The sequence below is a fragment of the Cupriavidus basilensis genome, assembly GCF_000876015.1.
Classification (GTDB): Bacteria; Pseudomonadota; Gammaproteobacteria; order Burkholderiales; family Burkholderiaceae; genus Cupriavidus; species Cupriavidus basilensis_B.
This window is the reverse complement of record NZ_BBQM01000015.1, coordinates 173,856-193,704: the sequence shown is the minus strand read 5'-3', so window position 1 is coordinate 193,704 and position 19,849 is coordinate 173,856. Positions and strand designations below refer to the sequence as shown.

General features: G+C 69.2%; 18 protein-coding genes. 14 read left to right on the top strand and 4 right to left on the bottom strand.

The genetic code is table 11. The features are described 5' to 3' along the window. Window positions 1-31 precede the first annotated feature (31 nt). Window positions 32-436, bottom strand: coding sequence for a hypothetical protein (locus KF708C_RS14820; protein ID WP_156173833.1), 405 nt, complete (start codon window positions 434-436; stop codon window positions 32-34). 293 nt (window positions 437-729) lie between these two features. After that, window positions 730-2,685 carry a hypothetical protein gene (locus tag KF708C_RS14815; protein ID WP_156173832.1) on the bottom strand — a complete coding sequence of 652 codons (1,956 nt, stop codon included), beginning with the start codon at window positions 2,683-2,685 and terminating at the stop codon, window positions 730-732. A 333-nt stretch (window positions 2,686-3,018) separates the two neighbouring features. Between KF708C_RS14815 and KF708C_RS14810 the strand changes: the two genes are divergently transcribed. The 7 genes from KF708C_RS14810 to KF708C_RS14780 all read left to right on the top strand — a co-directional run bounded on the left by KF708C_RS14810 (window position 3,019) and on the right by KF708C_RS14780 (window position 8,833). After that, the gene (locus KF708C_RS14810; protein ID WP_059412402.1) at window positions 3,019-3,639 is read left to right on the top strand and encodes a GbsR/MarR family transcriptional regulator; all 621 of its coding nucleotides are present in this window, start codon (window positions 3,019-3,021) and stop codon (window positions 3,637-3,639) included. 4 nt (window positions 3,640-3,643) lie between these two features. Then, entirely contained in the window at window positions 3,644-5,032 is a 1,389-nt protein-coding gene (locus KF708C_RS14805) for a cytochrome ubiquinol oxidase subunit I (protein ID WP_059412401.1), read from the top strand. Further along, window positions 5,029-6,051 (top strand): cytochrome d ubiquinol oxidase subunit II, encoded by a 1,023-nt coding sequence (locus tag KF708C_RS14800; protein WP_059412400.1) that lies wholly within the window; start codon window positions 5,029-5,031, stop codon window positions 6,049-6,051. The genes KF708C_RS14805 and KF708C_RS14800 overlap by 4 nt, the downstream gene beginning before the upstream one ends. Before the next feature lie 63 nt (window positions 6,052-6,114). After that, window positions 6,115-7,092 (top strand): oxygenase MpaB family protein, encoded by a 978-nt coding sequence (locus KF708C_RS14795; RefSeq protein ID WP_059412399.1) that lies wholly within the window; start codon window positions 6,115-6,117, stop codon window positions 7,090-7,092. A gap of 123 nt (window positions 7,093-7,215) precedes the next feature. Further along, complete coding sequence (locus KF708C_RS14790; protein ID WP_020202412.1) at window positions 7,216-7,668, top strand: GNAT family N-acetyltransferase; 453 nt, start codon at window positions 7,216-7,218, stop codon at window positions 7,666-7,668. Continuing rightward, a complete protein-coding gene (locus KF708C_RS14785) occupies window positions 7,668-8,372 on the top strand; it encodes an FMN-dependent NADH-azoreductase (protein WP_059412609.1) in 705 nt (234 codons plus the stop codon). The genes KF708C_RS14790 and KF708C_RS14785 overlap by 1 nt, the downstream gene beginning before the upstream one ends. An 89-nt stretch (window positions 8,373-8,461) precedes the next feature. Continuing rightward, window positions 8,462-8,833 (top strand): DUF190 domain-containing protein, encoded by a 372-nt coding sequence (locus KF708C_RS14780; RefSeq protein ID WP_059412398.1) that lies wholly within the window; start codon window positions 8,462-8,464, stop codon window positions 8,831-8,833. Window positions 8,834-8,844: 11 nt separating this feature from the next. Here the strand turns inward: KF708C_RS14780 and KF708C_RS14775 are convergent, their stop codons facing one another. Next, window positions 8,845-10,329, bottom strand: coding sequence for an MDR family MFS transporter (locus KF708C_RS14775; protein WP_020202415.1), 1,485 nt, complete (start codon window positions 10,327-10,329; stop codon window positions 8,845-8,847). Between the two features lie 468 nt (window positions 10,330-10,797). Then, the gene (locus tag KF708C_RS14770) at window positions 10,798-12,855 is read right to left on the bottom strand and encodes a methyl-accepting chemotaxis protein (protein WP_059412397.1); all 2,058 of its coding nucleotides are present in this window, start codon (window positions 12,853-12,855) and stop codon (window positions 10,798-10,800) included. A 954-nt stretch (window positions 12,856-13,809) separates the two neighbouring features. Here KF708C_RS14770 and KF708C_RS14765 point away from each other — a divergent pair. The 7 genes from KF708C_RS14765 to fliK all read left to right on the top strand — a co-directional run bounded on the left by KF708C_RS14765 (window position 13,810) and on the right by fliK (window position 19,849). Further along, window positions 13,810-14,133: an RNA chaperone Hfq gene (locus KF708C_RS14765; protein WP_029044221.1), complete on the top strand. Its 324-nt coding sequence runs from the start codon at window positions 13,810-13,812 to the stop codon at window positions 14,131-14,133. Window positions 14,134-14,347: 214 nt separating this feature from the next. After that, a complete protein-coding gene (locus KF708C_RS14760) occupies window positions 14,348-15,673 on the top strand; it encodes a FliC/FljB family flagellin (RefSeq protein ID WP_059412396.1) in 1,326 nt (441 codons plus the stop codon). Between the two features lie 138 nt (window positions 15,674-15,811). Next, a complete protein-coding gene (locus tag KF708C_RS14755) occupies window positions 15,812-16,195 on the top strand; it encodes a flagellar protein FlaG (protein ID WP_059412395.1) in 384 nt (127 codons plus the stop codon). Window positions 16,196-16,244: 49 nt separating this feature from the next. After that, window positions 16,245-17,672, top strand: a complete 1,428-nt coding sequence (gene fliD, locus KF708C_RS14750) for a flagellar filament capping protein FliD (protein ID WP_020205899.1) — start codon at window positions 16,245-16,247, stop codon at window positions 17,670-17,672. A gap of 46 nt (window positions 17,673-17,718) precedes the next feature. Beyond that, window positions 17,719-18,165 (top strand): flagellar export chaperone FliS, encoded by a 447-nt coding sequence (fliS, locus tag KF708C_RS14745; protein WP_020205898.1) that lies wholly within the window; start codon window positions 17,719-17,721, stop codon window positions 18,163-18,165. Between the two features lies 1 nt (window position 18,166). Further along, window positions 18,167-18,508 (top strand): flagellar protein FliT, encoded by a 342-nt coding sequence (locus tag KF708C_RS14740; protein ID WP_020205897.1) that lies wholly within the window; start codon window positions 18,167-18,169, stop codon window positions 18,506-18,508. Window positions 18,509-18,517: 9 nt separating this feature from the next. Next, the gene (gene fliK / locus KF708C_RS14735) at window positions 18,518-19,849 is read left to right on the top strand and encodes a flagellar hook-length control protein FliK (RefSeq protein ID WP_059412394.1); all 1,332 of its coding nucleotides are present in this window, start codon (window positions 18,518-18,520) and stop codon (window positions 19,847-19,849) included.

Here is a 19,849-nt window from a genome sequence, read left to right as displayed (position 1 = left end):
TTGGTGCAGGACCTCGGCAAGGTTCGACAGTCTAAGCTTCGATGACCTCGCGCAGCCGGCCTAAGTCTGGCGACTCCGATTCGATGTAGAGAATATCGTCCGCCGAGCCTGTCACGTTGTCAGCGATGCCAATGACGAAATCGCGCCCGAATTGCAGGCGCAGATGGGCCAAGCGTGCAACGACACGCTCTATGTCAGCAAACCATTCGCGTCGCTCACGTCCGGGGTCGAGTAGTGCCAAGTTGATTCCAAGGCCCCAATCCGGCAAATCGCCTGGGCGACTGCCAACGGCCACGCTCTTCTGGTTGACTACGACGGGGCGTGAAAGGACCCAGCCCTGCGAGGCAACGAACTCGACGAGTTCCCTCTCGATGTCCACGACGTCGTCGTCGAGATCTGAACCATCTACGTATGCATACAGGGTGTGTTGTTGCATGGCGCTCTGGATAGTTGAGGACATGATCTACGCATTGTGTGCAATCTAGCCGTTGATGTCGACTGGCGGCTCCTGGCCGGTAAGCGCCGCTTGGTGGTTCGACGGTCTGGCCTTGCAGGCGGGAGACTGCCAGTGGTAGTCGCACTCCGACATGTCCACCATCCGGTTAGGGAAGAAACTACCGCACCTTAGCAATCAGCTCTGAAGCGATTCTTTCCTGATCTTCGGATATAGGACGGCGCCTGTCTTGTTATATTCAATTCATCGGCCATGCCGGAGAAAACCTGACTCAATCAATAGTCGACCGACCTCACGCAGCGAGCGTTCACCACGATGGTCTTCGTCGCCACGATGGCCGCCACAGGATTCGACGAATAGCCCATGAGCCAGGCGAGGCCGGTCGGGTTGGAGGAATATTCCGTCGACGTCCAATAGGGACCGGTCAGACTGCCGAAACCCAGCCGCATCAGGTTGTCTTCGACGTTGGCGATGCCTGCCGGGCAGTTGGCCGAGTTGCCGGCGGCGCCGACCTCGCAGGCCGCGGGCAGATACCACGTCCCCGGAGGCGCGCCGCCGGACGTGCGGGCGTTGCAGAGGTTTGCCGCGTAGGTCAGTGACGTGCCGAACGACGCGACGATGGCCGAGGTGTTCCCCGCTCCATCCGTCAGGCTCTGCGCGGATGCCCCGACCGCCGTCCCAATGTCACCCCACACGCCCGCGCCGGCGTCGATCGAACCCACCACCTTCGCGGTGGACGCGCTCGTGACCGCGAATACGAGATCGCCGCCGACACTGAACGCCAGCGCGGTCGTCGGATTGGGGCTGCCGACGTTATCCGCGGCGACAGCGATGCCGCCCTGCGCGACATAAGGCGTCGTCGAGGTGAATCGCAGCATGCAGCTTGCACTGGAGGGCAGCATGGCGCAGTTGCTGGCGTCCTGCGTCACGCCCGACCACGCGGACGGAAGCTGTGCTGCCACGTTGGTCGCCGCATTCGATCCGATGTTGGTCACCATGATCGTGCCCGTACCGCCGTTGACGGGGATGACGCCCGTGGCCGCCACCGAAAGCGTGGTGGTATTCGTGATGCACGACACGCCGACCGTCGTTACGTTATGCGCGGGCAGGGTGCCGCTGCCATTGGCCACCATGCATGTCTGGATGGCAGGCTGGGTCAGCACCGTCACGTTGTAGGGGCTGCCTTCGGCAGCCGGCGTGGCGAACGTGAAGGTGCCATTGCCCGTGACGGTCTGCGTGTCCGCGCCGTTGAGTTGCAGCTGTAGCTGCCCGGACAACCCCGAAACGGTGCCGCCAACGGTGTAGGTGTTCGTCGCGCAGGTAATCGAGACGTTCTGCACCGCGGCGCTCCCCATCAACCCGGTGCCATTGCCCACGGTGCAGGTCTGGCTGGCGGGCTGCGACTGCACGGTGACCGCGTACGCACCGCCCTCGGCGATCGCGGTGGGGAACGTGAACGGGCCATTGCCGGTAATGGCGAGCGTATCGCCGCCATTGTTCTGCACGGTCACGGTGCCCACGAGCCCGGATGCCGTGCCGCCGACGGTGTGCGTATTCGTCGCGCAGACGACAGCCACGTCCTGGACCGCCGTGGCGCCGACCGTCCCGGTGCCATGACTGACCGAACACGTCTGCCCGGCGGGCTGGGTGGCCACGGTCACCGCATACGCGCCGCCCTGTGCGACAAGCGTCGGGAAATTGAACGTGCCGTCGGTGCTGGTCGACAACGTGTCGCCACCATTGTTTTGCAGGACGACGGTCCCGGCGAGGCCGCTGACCGTGCCGCCAACGCTGCGCGCCGTGCCGGAGATGGTGTACGTGCGCGTCCAGATCGTGCCCTTCTCTCCGACCGTGCCGTCGAACGTCACCGCGTTGGGGTCCAGCGTCAGGGTCACGGTCTGGCCGTCGTTGCAGCGGCTGCCGGCAAGCGTCACCGAGACGATCTTGCCGGAGGCGTCGACCGTCGGCGTGGCGGTCGGCAGCGTGCCGCAGGTGCCGCTGGTCTTGAAGAAGCTGGCGCCCAGCGCGGATACCTTCGCGTTGAACGTCGCCACCACGCTCGTGGGCAGCTCGGTGGGCGTGCTCGAGTTGGCGGCGACGGAGACCAGCGCGGCAGTCTCCGGTGTCGTGGGCGGGGTGGGGGTGGTGGCTGGATCGTCCCCGCCACACGCCGTCAAGAACGCCGCGCATAGCGCGGCCACCCAGCGCACCTCGATTCCCCGAGCCTTCATGATTGGATCCCTGCCGTTTTTTCGTTCGATAGTGAGCCGAATCCTACACAATCGGGGCCGCGCAAGCCATGCTCGTGAAGCGGGGTGGAGGGGTTGCACGTCAGTTGCGGCCCGCCATGACCCCGCCGTCGATTATGGTACGGGCAGCAACTCATGCAATGCCCGCCACTCAGGATCTCTGAAAATCTGTAGTTCGATGGGGTATCAAGAGCGCTGAGACGTGACTACGCTCCCTCGCCAGACGCGGCAGCGACGTGTTGCCGCACCGCTCCTCCGCCCCGCCGTTCCATACTAAACTTTCACAACTTACTAAAAATTCAAAAAAGACAAGCAATGCACCTGTCGCCCCTGATCCAGCGCTTCGTGCTCCATTTCGGTGAAATGGGCAGTCGCTGGGGAATCAACCGCACGGTCGGGCAGATCTATGCCCTGTTGTTCACCGCCTCGCGCCCGCTCAACGCGGACGAAATCGCCGAGGCGCTCGGGTTCTCGCGCTCCAACGTCAGCATCGGCCTGAAAGAGCTGGAGTCGTGGAGCCTGGTGCGGCTGTCGCACCAGCCGGGCGACCGGCGCGAGTATTTTTCGGCGCCGGACGATGTCTGGGCCATCTTCCGCACGCTGGCCGAGGAGCGCAAGCGCCGCGAGATCGACCCCACGCTGTCGATGCTGCGCGAGGTCCAGCTGGAGTCGCCAGCCAGCGCGGAGGACCGCCATGCGCAGGCGCGCATGAAGGAAATGTACGGGCTGATCGTGCTGGTGACGAGCTGGTTCGGCGACATCCAGAAGCTCGACGTGGCCACGCTGGAAAAGCTGATGAAGCTGGGCGCCAAGGTCAACAGGCTGCTCGAGATGAAGGACAAGCTCGGCAGCGCCATCGGCGGCAAGCCGCGCGCCGAGACCCCCGCCCCCGGGACGAAGTCGAAGGCCCGGCCCGCCCGTCCCCGCAAGGAGTAGTCGCATGTCTTTCCCGCTCGACCCGGTGGTGCTGGCGCGCGTGCAGTTCGGCGCCAACATCACCTTCCACATCCTCTTTCCGACCATCAGCATCGCGCTGACCTGGGTGCTGCTGTTCTTCAAGCTGCGCTTCAACAAGACCGGCGACGACCGCTGGATGGCGGCCTATCGCTTCTGGGTGAAGATCTTCGCGCTGACCTTCGCGCTGGGCGTGGTCAGCGGCATCACCATGAGCTTCCAGTTCGGCACCAACTGGCCGGGCTACATGGAAACCGTGGGCAACATCGCCGGCCCGCTGCTGGCCTACGAGGTGCTGACCGCGTTCTTCCTGGAGGCCACCTTCCTCGGCATCATGCTGTTCGGCGCGCGCCGCGTGAGCAACCGCACGCATACCGTGGCCACGCTGCTGGTGGCGGGCGGCACCACGCTGTCGGCATTCTGGATCCTGGCGCTGAACTCGTGGATGCAGACGCCGGCGGGCTTCGAGATGATCGACGGCCGCGCCCACGTGACGAGCTGGATCGCGGTGATCTTCAACCCGTCGTTCCCCTACCGCCTCGTGCACATGCTGCTGGCGTCGGGGCTGACGGTGGCGTTCCTGCTGGCGGGCATCTCGGCCTACCGCTGGCTGCGCGGCGACCGCGCGCCGGAGGTGCTGTCGTCGCTGCGCACCGGGGTGGTGATCGCGGCGGTGCTGATCCCGCTGCAGATCGTGGCGGGCGACCTGCACGGCCTCAACACGCTGCACCACCAGCCGGCCAAGATCGCCGCGATGGAGGGCATCTGGAAGACGGAAAAAGGCGCGCCGGCGGTGCTGTTCGGGCTGCCCGACGCGAGCACGCAAAGCAATGATTTCGAGATCGCGATCCCGAAGCTGGCCTCGCTCTACCTCACGCACAGCATGGACGGCGAGATCAAGGGCATCGACGCCTTCGCGGGCAAGCACCCGCCGGTGGCGCCGCTGTTCTACGCCTTTCGCATCATGGTGGGCGTGGGCCTGCTGATGCTGGCGGTTTCGTGGAGCGCGGCCTGGCAGTTGCGCCGCCGGGGCCAGCCGTCGCGCTGGATGGCGCGCGCGCTGCTGGCCATGACGTTTTCGGGCTGGGTGGCGCTGGTGGCGGGCTGGTACGTCACCGAGATCGGCCGCCAGCCTTACCTGGTCTATGGCGTGCTGACCACGGCGCAGGCCGCCTCCAAGGTGCCGGCCGCGATGATCGGCGCCACGCTGGCGATGTACCTGGCGCTCTACGCGGCGCTGATCGCGGCCTACATCTCGGTGGTGTTCTACCTGGCGCGCAAGGCAGGCACGGACGCCGGCGAGCCCGGCATCGAAACCGCCGGCATCGCCCCCCCTCAAGCCGCGCTGCCCGGCGCGCTGCGGAGCGCGCAATGAACGACCTGACCCAACCCGCCGGCTGGATGCCGCTGGTGTTCCTGGCCCTGATGGGCATCTCCATGCTGGTCTACGTGATCCTGGACGGCTACGACCTCGGCGTGGGCGTGCTGCTGCGCCGCGCCGGCGATGCCGACAAGGACACCATGATCGCCTCGATCGGCCCGTTCTGGGACGCCAACGAAACCTGGCTGGTGCTGGGCGTGGGCCTGCTGCTCACGGCCTTCCCGATCGCGCACGGCATGATCCTGACCCAGCTCTACCTGCCGGTGGCGCTGATGCTGGCCGGGCTCATCATCCGCGGCGTGGCGTTCGACTTCCGCGTCAAGGCGCGCGCGCACCACAAGCCGTGGTGGAACCGCGCGTTCTACGCCGGCTCGCTGCTGGCCGGCTTCTCGCAGGGGCTGATGCTGGGGCTGTACGTCACCGGCTTTCGCCACGACTGGCCGGACATCGTCTTCGCGGTGGTGGTGGGGCTGTGCCTGGTGGCCGGCTACTGCCTGCTGGGCGCGGGCTGGCTGATCATGAAGACCGAAGGCGCGCTGCAGCGCCGCGCGGTGTACTGGGCAAGGCGCAGCCTGTGGCTGACCGGCACCGGCGTGACGCTGATCTCGGTGGTGACGCCGCTGGTGAGCCAGCGCATCTTCGACAAGTGGTTCTCGCTGCCGAACATCATCCTGCTGGCGCCGATCCCGCTGGTGACGGTGGCGCTGTTCGTGATCCTCGACCGGCTGCTGCGGCGCATGCCGGCCATGCTCGAACGCGGCAACGACCGCTGGTGCTGGGTGCCCTTCGCCGGCACCGCGGTGATCTTCCTGATGGCGTTCAATGGCCTGGCCTACAGCCTGTTCCCGTACCTGGTGGTGGACAAGATCGACGTCTGGCAGGCGGCGAGCGCGCCGGAATCGCTGGGCGTGATCCTGGCCGGCGCGGCGGTGGTGCTGCCGACCATCCTGGGTTACACGCTGTACGCCTACCGTGTATTCTGGGGCAAGGCGACCGACCTGCATTACTACTGAGGCCAGCGAGGCCCGGCGGGCGGCCGCACCCATACTCGCACCGACCAAGGTACAGACCGCCCCATGAACGGCTCGCAAGGCCAGCAACCCGGCACGCCACCCGCCTCCCCGCCGCCCGCCCCGCTGCCGCGGCGCCTGCTCGACCGCCTGCGCGCCGGCGCCGGCGCGCAGGTGCGCGGGCTCACGCGCAGCAACTCCGGCCTCAGCCTCGACTACGATAACCCGCCCGGCGATCCCGGCCTGTTCGGCCCGGACGCGGTCTGCTGGCGCGTGCACGCGGATTTCCCGGCGATGCTGGCCGGCGGCGTCAGCGCGCTGCTGCTGCAGACGCTGCACCCGCTGGCGCTGGCCGGGGTGTGGGACCACTCCACCTTCCGCACCGACATGCAGGGCCGCCTGGGCCGCACCGCGCAGTTCATCGCCGGCACCACCTACGGCAGCCGCGCCGACGCGCTGGCGCTGATCGAGCGCGTCAGGCGCATCCACACCACGGTCAGAGGCATCGCGCCCGACGGGCGCCCCTACGCGGCCGACGACCCGGCGCTGCTGACCTGGGTCCACGTGGCCGAGGTGTCGAGCTTTCTCGGCGCCTACCTGCGCTACGTGGGTCCGCTGCCGGCGGCCGACCAGGACCGCTATTACGCCGAGGTGGCGCAGATCGCGCGCCTGCTCGGCGCCACGGAAGTGCCCGACAGCGCCGCCGCCGTGGCCGCCTACCTCGAGCGCCTGCGCCCCGAGCTGGTGGTCAGCGAGCGCACCCACGAAGTGGTGCGGCTGGTGATGGCCATGCCGGTCGCCAGCCCGCTGCTGGTGCCGGCCGTGCGCATCATGGGCGATGCCGGCATCGCGCTGCTGCCGCGCTGGGCCCAGCGCGAGCTTGGCCTGCACGGCGCGGCCGCGCTGCGCCTGCCGGTGTCGCTGGCGGGCATGCGCATGCTGGCGCCGACGCTGCGCTGGGCGCTCGGCAGCGGGCTGGCGGCGCGCGCGCGCCGGCGCGCCGGGAAGCCGGCGCCGGCGGCGCCGGTGACGCCCGTTTCCTGATCCTGGCCGTCCGCCGCGGGCGCGGCATGGCCTAGTCGCTTTTCCATTTCTTGGCTCTGCGGGATATGCCGCCGCGGCGCTACATTGGGTGCTCCCGCGAACCGCGACAGGCACACGATCCGCATGCACGCACCCATCGAATTCAGGCACCTGGAAAGCCGGCAGGACTTGCTGGCCGCCTTCCCGGTCATGAAAGAACTGCGCCCCCACCTGGACAGCGCGCCGGCCTTCGCCAGCCAGGTGCGGCGCCAGCACGCGCAGGGCTATCGCCTCCTCGCCGCCTGCCGGCACGACGCCGTGCTCGGGCTGGCCGGCTACCGCCTGCAGGAGAACCTGATCTACGGCAGGTTCGTCTACGTCGACGACCTCGTGGTGAGCGCCGCCCTGCAGCGCGGCGGGCTGGGCGCGCAACTGCTGGAGGCCGCGCGCGCGCAGGCCGTGGCGCTGGGCTGCGCGCATTTCGTGCTCGATACCGGCCTGCACATGGCGCTGGCGCAGCGCTTCTATTTCCGCCAGGGCCTGCTGGCGCGCGGCCTGCATTTCGTCGCGCCGCTGGCGCCGGGAGCGCCGTCATGATGCGGGTCCTGCACGTCAACGGCAGCCCGCACGGCGCGGCCAGCCACGCCAGCCGGCTGGCGGAGGAAATGATCGCCGGGCTGCGCGGCCCGGACGGCGAGGCAAACCGGGATTTCCGCCTGGTGCGGCGCGACCTGCTGGCCGAGCCCTTGCCGGCGATCGGCCAGGCCTATGCCAGCGCGATCACCTCGCCGCCGCCGGGCACGCCGGGCGCGGCCGACGCCGCCACCCTGGCCGCCGCGTTCGGCTGGTCCGAGCGCCTGATCGGCGAACTCGAGCAGACCGACCTGCTGGTGATCAGCACGCCGATGCACAACTTCACCGTGCCGGCCTCGCTGAAACTGTGGATCGACCACGTGCTGCGCATCCACCGCACCTTCGCCGCGACGCCGGCCGGCAAGGTCGGGCTGCTGCGGGACCGGCCAACCTTCGTGCTGGTCGGCTCGGGCGGCTTCCATGCCGGCGAGCGCGCGCGCCAGCCCGATTTCCTCACGCCCTACCTGCGCCACGTGCTTGCCACCATCGGCATCCATGACGTGACCTTCGTGCTGCTGCAGGGACTGGTCGGCGGCGATGCCGCGGTGGCCGGGGCGATAGCCGCCGCGCGCCGGCAGATCGCCGGCGAGATGGCGCGGCTGCGCGGCATGCCGTGGCCGAAAAGCGCGGCGACGGAGATCGGCGAGATGCCATCGCGGCTGGCCTAGACTTCATTCAGGCACCCTTGCCCGGATGCGGGCGTCCATGCCGCGGGCGCGGCACGCGCCTGGCGCCGCGGGGCGCATGGGAGGCTGCCATGCAAGGCTTCCAACTCACGTTGTTCACCGTGGAAAACCGCCGCCACCACGGCAAGCAGTTGTCGCACTGGCTGCTGCAGGTCCTGCGCGAACTGCATATCCGCGGCGCCACCCACCTGGTGGCGGCCGAGGGCATCGGCCACGACCGCCGCTTCCATAGCTGGCATTTCCTGGAGTTGGCCGACCGGCCGGAAGAGATCACCGTGATCGCCACCGGCGAGGAGGTGGCGCGCCTGTTCGCGCGGCTGGCGGAGGAAGACGTGCAGGTGTTCTATGCCAGCACGCCGGTGGAGTTCGGCTTCCTCGGCAAAGGGGCGCCCGCGGGGCAGGGGCAGTGTGAAGGTCAGGGTCAGGGACCGCCCGCCCCCTGACGCCGCCGCCGTCAGTCGAGGCTGGCGGCCACCGTGGGGGCCTTGCTGCCGCGCAGGGTCGTCTCGGGCAGGCGCGCCACCAGGAACGGCGCCACCAGCGACACCGCCGCGCTGAAGAGGAACAGCACGCGGAACGCGGTTTCCGCGGCGGCGCGCACCGCGCCCGCGTCGGCCGCGTCGCCGCCCACCATCGCGCGGTGGAACATGCTCATCAGCACGTCCTCGCCGCCGCCCAGGTCGGACACGCCCATGCCGCCGTGGCGCAGCAGCCCGATCAGGACCGTGGTCAGCACCGCCACGCCCACCGCGCCGCCCAGCATGCGCGAGAACGCCGTCAGCGCGGTGGCCACGCCGACCTGCTGGGGCGGCACCGCGTTCTGCGTCGCCACCAGCCCGCTGGGCAGTTGCAGCCCGATCGACACGCCCAGCACCACCATCACCAGCGCGGTGAGCGCCACCGCATGCGGCTCGACGAAGGCCAGTACCACGATAGCCAGCGGCGCGACCAGCGAGCCCGCCAGCTGCAGCGGCTTGTAGCGCCCGCTCCAGGACATGGTGCGCCCGGCGATGAAGGCGCCGAACGGGATCGCCAGCGTCAGCGGCACCAGCCGCAGCGCCGCGCTGTCGGCCTGCGCGCCGCCCACCACCTGGAAGCGCAGCGGCAGCAGCACCGACATGGCGATCAGCTGGAAGAAGCACAGGAACAGCGTGATGCAGCAGATGGTCACGGTCGGCACGCGCAGCATGCCCAGAGGGATCATCGGATCGGCCACGCGGCCTTCCTGCCAGACGAACAGCGCCAGCCCGGCCAGCCCGGCCACCAGCAGGGCCAGCGTCTGCGGCGCCAGCGGCGACTGGCCCTGGCCCAGGCGCGTGAGGAACACCAGCACGCCGGTCAGGCCGCCGCCGAACAGCAGCGCGCCGAGATAGTCGATGCGGTGGCGGCGCCCGCCCGCGGGCAGGTGCTTGAGCGCGCGGCGCACCACCACCAGCGCGAGCGCGGCCAGCGGCAGGTTGATCCAGAAGATCCAGCGCCACGACAGGTAGTGCGCCAGGTAGCCGCCGATCACCGGGCCGGCCATGCTGGCCACGGCCCACACGCCGCTCACGTAGCCCTGGTAGCGGCCGCGGTCGCGCAGCGGCACCACATCGGCGATGGTGGCCTGCGAGACCGAGATCAGCCCGCCGCCGCCGAGGCCCTGCAGGATGCGCGCGACGATCAGTTGCGGCATGGTCTGCGCCAGCGCGCACGCCACCGAGGCCAGGAAGAACAGCACGATGGCGAAGGACAGCACCGAGCGCCGCCCGAGCAGGTCGGACAGCTTGCCGTAGATCGGCGTGACCACGGTGGAGGCCACCAGGTAGGCCGACACCACCCACGCCATCACCTCGAAGCCGTTGAGCTGTAGCGCGATCTCGGGCAGCACCACGGCCACGATGGACTGCTCCAGCGCGCCCAGGAACATCGCCAGCATGATGCCGAAGATGACCTGCATGACGGGCACCGGCGGCGTGGCGAGCGGCGCGGCGCCGCCGCCGGGCGGCCGGGCCGCGCCCTGCGCGGGCGGCGCGGCGGAGGCCGCCGCCGATGCGGCAGGGGAAGAAGAAGAAGGCAAGGCGGAAACCGGCGGGAACGACGTCTGGGAGGCGGCGGGCATGGGCGGGCGGGAGGAGGGAAACGCGGAAAAAGGACAACGATTGGCAGGCTGGGGGGCCTCGCACATCGCTGTTTTTTGTATACAAGGGGCATATTGTAGGCCGAAGCCCGCCGCCTTGCAGCGCCCTTTTCGGGCTGATTTCCGGCGGCTTTCCGGTGGCTGCCCGATGTTTTCCGGCGGCCCTTTCAGCGCGCTTTCATTGGCCTTTCAGCCCGCTTTCACCGCCATCGCGCCACTGCGCCGCCGCCACCCGGGGCCTTTCCGGTGCCGCGCCCGCCTGTCTTCGCGGGCGGCACCGCGCCCGCGTCAGAAGGATTCCCAGTCGCCGTTGGCCACCGCCAGATTGCCGGCGGGCACCGCGCGCGGCGCGCGCCGCGCCGGGGCCGGCGCGGCGGCCTTGGCCGGGCGCGCGGGCAGCGACTTGGACGACAGCACCGGCTCGCGTCCCAGGCGCACCACCGGCGCGCGGGCCTTGCTCGGCAGCACCGGCGCGCGCGTGCCGCCCACGGCGGCCAGCGGCGCGGCGGATCTGGCCGGGGCCGCGGGAGCGGCCAGGGCCTTGGCCGGCGCGGCCGCGCGGACGGCGGGCGCCGCGCGCGGCGCCTCGGCCGGGGCCGCGGGAGCCGGCGCGGCCGCCACCGCGCGCAGCGGCGCGGGGCTCTTGGCGCGGGTGGCCGCCGGGCGCGCGGCCGGGGCACGTGCCGCCGGGGCCCGCGCCGCGGGCTGCCGCGCCTTCACGGCGGCGGCGGCGGACGCGGCGGCAACCGGCGCGCGCGCCGGCGCCGGACGCGCCGCGCCGGTCTGCTCCTGCGTCACCTGGAAGCGCGACACCTCGCTCACCAGGCCGGCGGCCTGCTGCTGCAGGCTCTCGGCCGCGGCGGCGGCTTCTTCCACCAGCGCCGCGTTCTGCTGCGTCACGCTTTCCATCTGGGTGATGGCGCGGTTGACCTGCTCGATGCCGGAGGACTGTTCTTCGCTCGCCGCGGCGATCTCGCCCATGATGTCGGTCACGCGCTTGACCGCGCCGACGATGTCGTCCATCGTGCGGCCGGCGTCCTCGACCTGTTTCGCGCCATGCGCCACCTGCCCCACCGAGCCGTTGATGAGCTGGCCGATTTCCTTGGCCGCCGACGCCGAGCGCTGCGCCAGGCTGCGCACCTCGGCCGCCACCACGCTGAAGCCGCGGCCCTGCTCGCCGGCGCGGGCGGCTTCCACCGCCGCGTTGAGCGCCAGGATGTTGGTCTGGAAGGCGATGCCCTCGATCACGCCGACGATCTCGGCCACCTTGGCCGACGACTGCGAGATGTTCTGCATGGTCTCGACCACGCCGCGCACCGCGCGCCCGCCCTCGGTGGCCACGCCCGAGGCGCTCACCGCGAGTTCGTTGGCGTGGCGCGCATTGACCGCGTTCTGCCGGACCGTGGAGGTAAGCTGCTCCATCGAGGCCGCGGTCTGTTCGAGCGACGCGGCCTGTTCCTCGGTGCGCTGGGACAGGTTGGTGTTGCCGCTGGCGATCTCGCGGGTGGCGCCGTCGATCGAGCGCGACGCGCCCTGGATGCCGTGCACGAGCGCCGCGAGCTGGCCGAAGGCCCGCTCCAGCGCGCCCAGCATGCGGCCCATTTCATCGTTGCTGCGCGTCTTGATGGCGTAGGTCAGGTTGCCCTGCGCGAGCGCCTGGGCGGCGTCGAGCGCCTGGCGCGCCGGGCCGGTGATCGAGCGCGTGATGCCGAGGCCCAGCGCCGCCGCCAGCGCCACCGCGACCGCGGCCAGCCCCACCAGCAGGTTGCGCGCCATCTCGTAGCTGGCGTTGGCTTCGTCCACCGAGGCCACGGCCACCTTGCGCCCGGTTTCGGCCAGCTCGGTCAGCTTGTCGAAATAAGGCGCCTGGGCCGCCGGCAGCGTGGCCACCATCGCGCTGCGGGCGCCGTCGAACTCGCCGTTCTGCAGCTGGCGCAGCACCGTGTCGAGCTGGCCGTTGTAGACGTCGCGCGCCTCGATCAGGCGCGTGTAGTTTTCCTGCGCCGCCGGCGAGGAAGCCTTGGCCATCCACTTGCCGAGCGCATCCAGCGCGGTGCTCATGTCCTCGCGCAGCGCGCCGATCTTCTCGGCGTTGCGCCGCACCGCGACCGGATCCTCGTTGAGGGTGGCGTCGCGCGCCAGGATGCCGACCCACAGCGCGTCCTGCTTGACGCGCTCGATCTCCATCACGCGGAACATCCGCCCTTCCACCGTCAGGCGCATCGATTCGTTCATGGTGCGCAGGGACATCGCCCCCAGCACGGCCACCGCAACCAGCAGCAGCGCCACGACCGAAAACGCCACGGTCAGGCGCGCCCCAATGCCAAAGTTTCGCAACCAACGCATTTCCCGGCTCCTTTTTTGCTTTTTCATCGCGGGCGGCACCCTGGTGCCGGACGAACCTCCGGACCGACGCCGCATCGCAGCCTTAACGGCACGCACCGGGCAAGCTTGAGGATATTTCCGCGGTTTGTTGAAATAAGGCAAAAACGCGCCGGTTAGCGGAGATATGCAGGGAAAAAGCGGGGCAATTCGGGGAATTGACAGCGGGCGTCCTGTCGTCTAATGACGGCACGCACGCGGGGGGGCGCCGCCGCCGGCCGCTGCCGGCGACATCCGGTGGCACCCAGGCGGGCGCGCAAAAAAAGAAGCCCACGCGCGGGGTGCTCGTAGGCTTTCCAGGACTGCTAGGAACCGAAAGGTCCAATAGCGAATATAAACCCGCTTACATGAGGTGTAAATCCAATTTCTATCAGGGAAACCTCTGATATAAAAGTGCCGGCCCCGCCATATCGATGGTATCGGGGCGGCGCGAGGAACCTCGGCCGGAACAAGCCAGGGCTGCGCGGCAGCCCGCAGACCTCATGTTGCACCTTGGGGCTGCGGTCGGACAGCATTGGGATTTGCCACACAAGTGTGCATGAATCCACATTCGGCCACTGTGATGCAATCGATTTTTTAGAGGTTTACCTCTAGGCCAGGTGCGCTCTCCCAACCGTCCACATTTGTAAAATTTTGTTACCCTCGCGCCTGAAGTCTTCCCCTTCTCTTCCGGCGGCGGCACTCGCCACCGGTGGCGGGGCGGTATCATCGGACCCGTCTCCCGCGTACCAGCCGCGGCTGGCCGCGCTCCGTGCCGCCAGCCCCCTGGCCGGTCCCGGGAGCGGATGTTTCATTCCCGGTTCCGCCAAGGCCAGGCCGCAGTCCGCGCTCCGCAGTGCGTCACACCCCAGTTGCCCAGGCCTGGCCATCGAATCCCTGCCAGCCGACAGAACCCGCGCGGGCTCTTCCGGAGAAGTTGTGAACAAGAAGGAAATCAGGGTGGACCGCCCTAGCCGCAGACTGCAGCACCAGCAGTTGTCCACCCATAGCGCGAGCCGGAAGCCCGTGGTCGTGCACCTGTCCAGCGGTACCCGCCTGCATGGCGTGATCGTGGCCGCGGACAACTATATGGTATTGCTCGCGGAGGACGCCGGCGATCCGCTGCCCCAGGTCGTCTACAAGCACGCCATCGCCGTCATCACGCCGGCCCATGCGCCCGAAGCCCAGGCCAGCGTGCCGGGCGCGGAGAGCTCGCCGGAGTTCGTCAGCCCGTACGTCCCGCGCACGCGCAAGCGGCGCTGACGACCGGTTCCGCGCGCCCACCATGCTGTTTACTAATAGCACCGCCAAATATGCAGGACAGTTTGAGCCCATCGCAAAAGTCACTCTAAATCTTTCCCGGCCCCAACCGATAACCCAAACAACGGTGGCACTTCTCGCCCTGCATTGCCAGGCAGCCAACGTTGCGGCAACAGCCGGATTGCACAACTCACTGTAAAAGAATAGGAGTCGTACCATGTCGATGGTCATCAATACCAACACGTTGTCCCTGATGACGCAGAACAACCTGAATTCGTCGCAATCGTCGCTGAACAGCGCGATTCAGCGTCTGTCTTCGGGCCTGCGTATCAACAGCGCCAAGGACGACGCAGCGGGCCAGGCGATCGCCAACCGTTTCACCGCCAACATCAACGGCCTGGGTCAAGCCCAGCGCAACGCCAACGACGGCATCTCGCTGTCGCAAACCACCGAAGGCGCGCTGACCGAAGTCAACAACAACCTGCAAGCCATCCGTACCCTGGCCGTGCAAGCCGCAACGGGCTCCAACTCCGCTTCGGACCTGCAATCGATCCAGGACGAAATCACCCAGCGTCTGGCTGAAATCGACCGCACGTCGCAACAAACCGACTTCAACGGCGTCAAGGTGCTGTCGTCGGCTGCTTCGTCGCTGAAGGTGCAAGTCGGCGCGCAAGACGGCCAGACCATCTCGATCGACCTGAAGGAAATCAGCACCACCACCCTGGGCATGACCGGCTTCACGGTTGCCAAGAACTCCCTGGCCACCAGCGCCCCGATCACGACCGTCGTGGCCGGCACGGGTTCGGCTCCGAACGCAGTGGACCTGAGCGCCGCCGCCACCTCGCTGTCGACCGCCACCGGCAGCACCGTCAACGCCAAGGACCTGCAACTGAGCAACGTGCTGGACACGGCCGGCAACGCCACCTCCAACTACGTCGTCAAGTTCGGCAGCGACTACTACGCCGCTTCGGTTGACGCGGCTTCGGGCGCTGTCACGCTGAACACCGCCGACATCAGCGTCGGCGACGCCGCCAACGGCAACACCGGCAGCAGCATCGCCGCCCAGCTGGTCAAGGTCGGTGCCGACTCCGCCGGCGCAGCCGTGGCCTACGTGACCCAAGGCGGCAAGAACTACGCCCTGGACGCAGCCGGTCAAGGCGCGCTGGCCAACGGCGGCTCGACCACCACCACGATCTCCAACGCCACGCAGATCGAACTGAGCACCAAGGGTGCCACCACCGCCACCACCGAATTCACCGGCGTGGGCAGCTCCAACCCGCTCGACACGATCGACAAGGCCCTGGCTACCGTGGACAAGCTGCGCAGCTCCCTGGGTGCCGTGCAGAACCGCTTCAACTCGGTGATCTCGAACCTGGGCTCGACCGTGACCAACCTGTCCGCTTCGCGCTCGCGCATCCAGGACGCCGACTACGCCACGGAAGTGTCGAACATGTCGCGCGCCCAGATCCTGCAACAAGCTGGTACCGCTGTGCTGGCCCAGGCCAACCAGACCACGCAGAACGTGCTGTCGCTGCTGCGTTAATCGCAACAGTAGCCGCACCCCTGGCGGCGCCGGACCTTCGGGCCCGGCGCCGCCGGGAATGCTTCCAGAGCGGTCTCCGCTCTGAAAGCGTTTCCACCGGAGCCACCCGCTCCGACCGTCCCTTGCGAGAGACAGACCATGATCAGCCCGACCGAACAGCTAGCCAAGTTGCCCGCCGCGCCGTTGCCCGCCACCCCTCTCGCTGCGGCACCTGCGGCCCAGGCAGGCGTGCCGGCCGGGAGCCTGCCGGGCGCCATCGCGGCGGGCAAGGCGCCGGGCGACAAGGCGCACGCCGAAAGCTCGAAGGAACTGGCCAGCGCGCTCACCAGCCTGACCGAGGCGCTGCGCGCCACGCCGGTGGAAGTGCGCTTCAGCATCGACGGCGACACGCACCAGATCGTGACCACGGTGGTGGACAAGTCCACCGGCGACACCATCCGCCAGTTTCCCTCCGAAGAAGTCCTGCGCATCACGCGCGCCATCGACAGGCTGCAAGGCCTGCTGATCCACCAGACCGCATAGGCGGCCCCCGCAGTCTCTCCCTCGAACAAGACAACACAGGCAGCAAATCATGAGCACACCGATTTCGTCGATTGGCGTTGGTTCCGGACTGGACCTCAGCACCCTTCTGACCAACCTGCAGTCGGGGGAGGAAACCAAGCTGCAGCCGATCACGGACGCGCAGACCGCGGCCACCACCAAGCTGTCCGCCTACGGCCTGCTGCAGGGCGCGCTGGCCTCGTTCCAGAATGCCGCCGCCGCGCTCGGCGCCGCCAGCCTGTACAACAGCACCACCACCTCGTCGAGCAACACCGGCGTGCTGACCACCAGCGCGGACAAGACCGCGGTGGCCGGCAACTACGCCGTCAACGTGAGCCAGCTCGCCACCTCGCAGACGCTGGTGTCGAACGGCATCACCGACGCCACCGGCCAGCTGCTGGGCAGCGCCAGCATCAAGATCGAACTCGGCACCACCGCCGCCGACGGCACCTTCACGCCGGGCAGCGGCACGCCGACCACGATCAACATCAACGGCACCAACAACACGCTCACCGGCATCCGCGACGCGATCAACGCATCGAACGCCGGCGTCACGGCCAGCATCGTCAACGACGGCAGCGGTACGCCGTACCACATCGTGCTGACCTCCAACACCACCGGCGCCAAGTCCAGCATGCGCATCTCGGTGGGCAGCAACGGCAGCGGCGACCCGTCCACGATCAGCGGCCTGCTGGCCTACGATCCGGCCGGCACCAAGTCGATGACGGAGAACATCAAGGCGGTCGACGCCAAGCTGACCGTCAACGGCCTGGCCATCACCAGCGCCAGCAACACCGTGCAGGGCGCGGTGCCGGGCGTGACCATGACGCTGACCTCGCTGGGCGCCAGCAACGTCGGCGTGAGCACCGACACCTCGTCGATGGCGGGCGCCGTGCAGAGCTTCGTCACCGCCTACAACACGCTGCAGAGCACCGTGGCCAAGCTCGACAGCTACGACGCCGACACCAAGACCGCCGGCACCCTGCTCGGCGACAGCACCGTGCGCACCATCGAGAGCCAGCTGCGCGGCGTGTTCAACACGGCGCCGACCGGCAGCAACGCCATCAACCTGACGCAGGTCGGCATCGGCTTCAACGCGGACGGCAGCATGTCGCTGGACACCTCCAAGCTGAACGCGGCGCTGACCAGCAACCGCGCCGGCGTGCAGCAGCTGTTCAGCGGCAGCGACGGCAAGTCCGGCTACGGCAACCAGCTCTCCAGCCTGGCCGCCAGCTTCACCGCCACCAACGGCGTGCTCACCACCGCCACCGCCGGCGTCAACACGCAGCTCAAGTCGCTGGGCGACGACTACACCAACATGTCGAACCAGATCGACGCGACGATGGCACAATACCGCGCCCAGTTCCAGCAGCTCGACACCATCATGGCGCAGATGACGTCCACCAAGAACTACCTGACGCAGCAGTTCGCCTCGATGAACGGAACGTCGTCGAACTGAACGCGCCGGGATCATTGCCGACACAGCTTCAAACCCAGGGATCGTCATGTACGCACGCACCGCCGCCAATGCCTACGCCAACGTAGGCGTCCAGACCGGGGCCATGAGCGCCTCGCCGCACCGGCTCATCGTCATGCTGTTCGACGGCGCGCGCGCGTCGATCGCCCGCGCCCGCTTCCACATGGAAGCGGGCAAGGTCGCCGACAAGGGCATGGCCATCTCCAAGGCCATCGAGATCATCGAAAGCGGCCTGCGCGCCTCGCTCGACCATACGGCGGGCGAGGAGCTCGCGGCCAATCTCGACTCCCTCTACGAATACATGGCGCGCCAGCTCATGCTCGCCAACCTGCACAACGACGACGCGCGCCTGCTCGAAGTGGACAAGCTGCTGGCCGACATCTCGGCGGCCTGGGGCCAGATCGACCCCGCGCGCGAGCCCGAGCCGGAGCATCAATTGCTGCGCCCCAGGGACGCCGTCTCCATCGGTGCCTGACATGCTCACGCAAAAGAACCACCTGATCGCCTGCTATGAAGCCTTGCTGGTCCTCTCCGGCCAGATGTGCGAGGCTGCCCGCGCCGGCGACTGGGATGCGCTGAGCGCCCTGCAGGCGCGCTACGTGGCGCAGGTCAACGTGCTGCGCAACAACGACGACGTGGTGCTGCTGTCGCCGCAGGAGCGCCGCTACCGCTACCAGATGCTGGAGACCATCCTGTCGCAGGATGCCGCCATCCGCAACCTGGTGATGCCCCAGATCGAACGGCTCGGCCACCTGCTCAACAACTCGCGCCGCCGCCAGGAACTGCATCACGCCTACGGCGCCGACGCCCGTTACTGATCGCGCCGAATGGTCGGCATCCATCTTCCGCCAGATCCCGCGCTGGCGCTGCGCAACACGGACCCGCAGGGACTCAAGTCCGCGCTGAGCGTGGCCAAGCTGGCCGCGCTGATGCCCGCCGGCGCCGTCACCGAGACGGTGGCGCCGGCCGACAGCGGCGCCACGGTGCAGCAGAACCGCCCCGGCATAGTCACCGGCGGCACGCCGAACCCCGCCGACGGCGCCGCGCCGGCCTCCGCGCGCGAGACCTTCAGTTCGGCCGCGCGCGTCATCCTGGACATCCTCGAAGGCACCGAGCCGGCCCCGCTGCGCGGCTCGGCCCCGCTGCTGCCCAGCGCGCCGGCACCCGGCAGCACCGGCGCGCTGGCCGCGGCGCTGGCGCAGCAGGTCGGGCAAAGCGGCCTGTTCTATGAATCGCACCTGGGCCAGTGGGTCAACGGCACGCAGCCGCTCGACGCCCTGATGCGCGAGCCGCAGGCCGCGCTCGGCCCCGGCCCGGCCGCGCCCGCCAGCGCCCCCGCGCCCGGCGCCGACGACGGCGCGCCGGTCCTGCAGCTGACCTACCAGCCGGCCCCCGTGGCGCCGCCCACGGCGGCCCAGGCCGCCGCGGCGGACGCCCGCGCGGTGGCCGCGGCCACGGTCGCCATCGTGGCCCAGCCGGACACCCAGGCGCCCGCCGACGACGCGCCGCCCCCCGCCGCCAACCCGGCCAACGCGGCCAGCCATGCCGCGCAATCCAGCGCGCCGCCGGCCACGTCCGGCCTGCCGGTCCCGCAGGGGCCGTCGGCCCATCTCGCGCAGCAGGCCACGCAGGCCTACCAGGCCGCCTCCGCCCCGCTGCCGCAGGCGCGCCACGTGGACGCCGACGGTGTCGTGGCCGATGGCCGCGGCGGCGACGCGCGCCTGGGCGCGGCTTCGGCCACCCCGGCCGCCGGCCCGGCGGTCCACCCGGACGCCGCCGCGCTGGTGCGCCAGCAGCTCGACACCCTGGCCACGCAGCAATTCCGCTGGATCGGCGAGGCCTGGCCCGGCACGCCGCTGGACTGGCAGATCCGCCGCGAGACCGAGGAGCGCCACGCGGGCGGCCACGGCCAGGCGCCCGACCCGGCGCGCGCGCCGTGGTCGACCAAGCTGGTGCTCCAGTTCCCGCACCTGGGCACCGTCGAGGCGCGCCTGAGCGTGGCCGGCAACCGCATCGAGGCGCGCCTGGCCGCGCCCGACTCGGTCAACCGCCTGCACGCGGCCCGCGCGCAGCTGCAGGAGCGGCTGGCCGCCACCGGCCTCGATCTGTCCGCGCTGGCCGTCAACGGCATCCTCTCGCCCGGGGAGAACCTGCCTTGA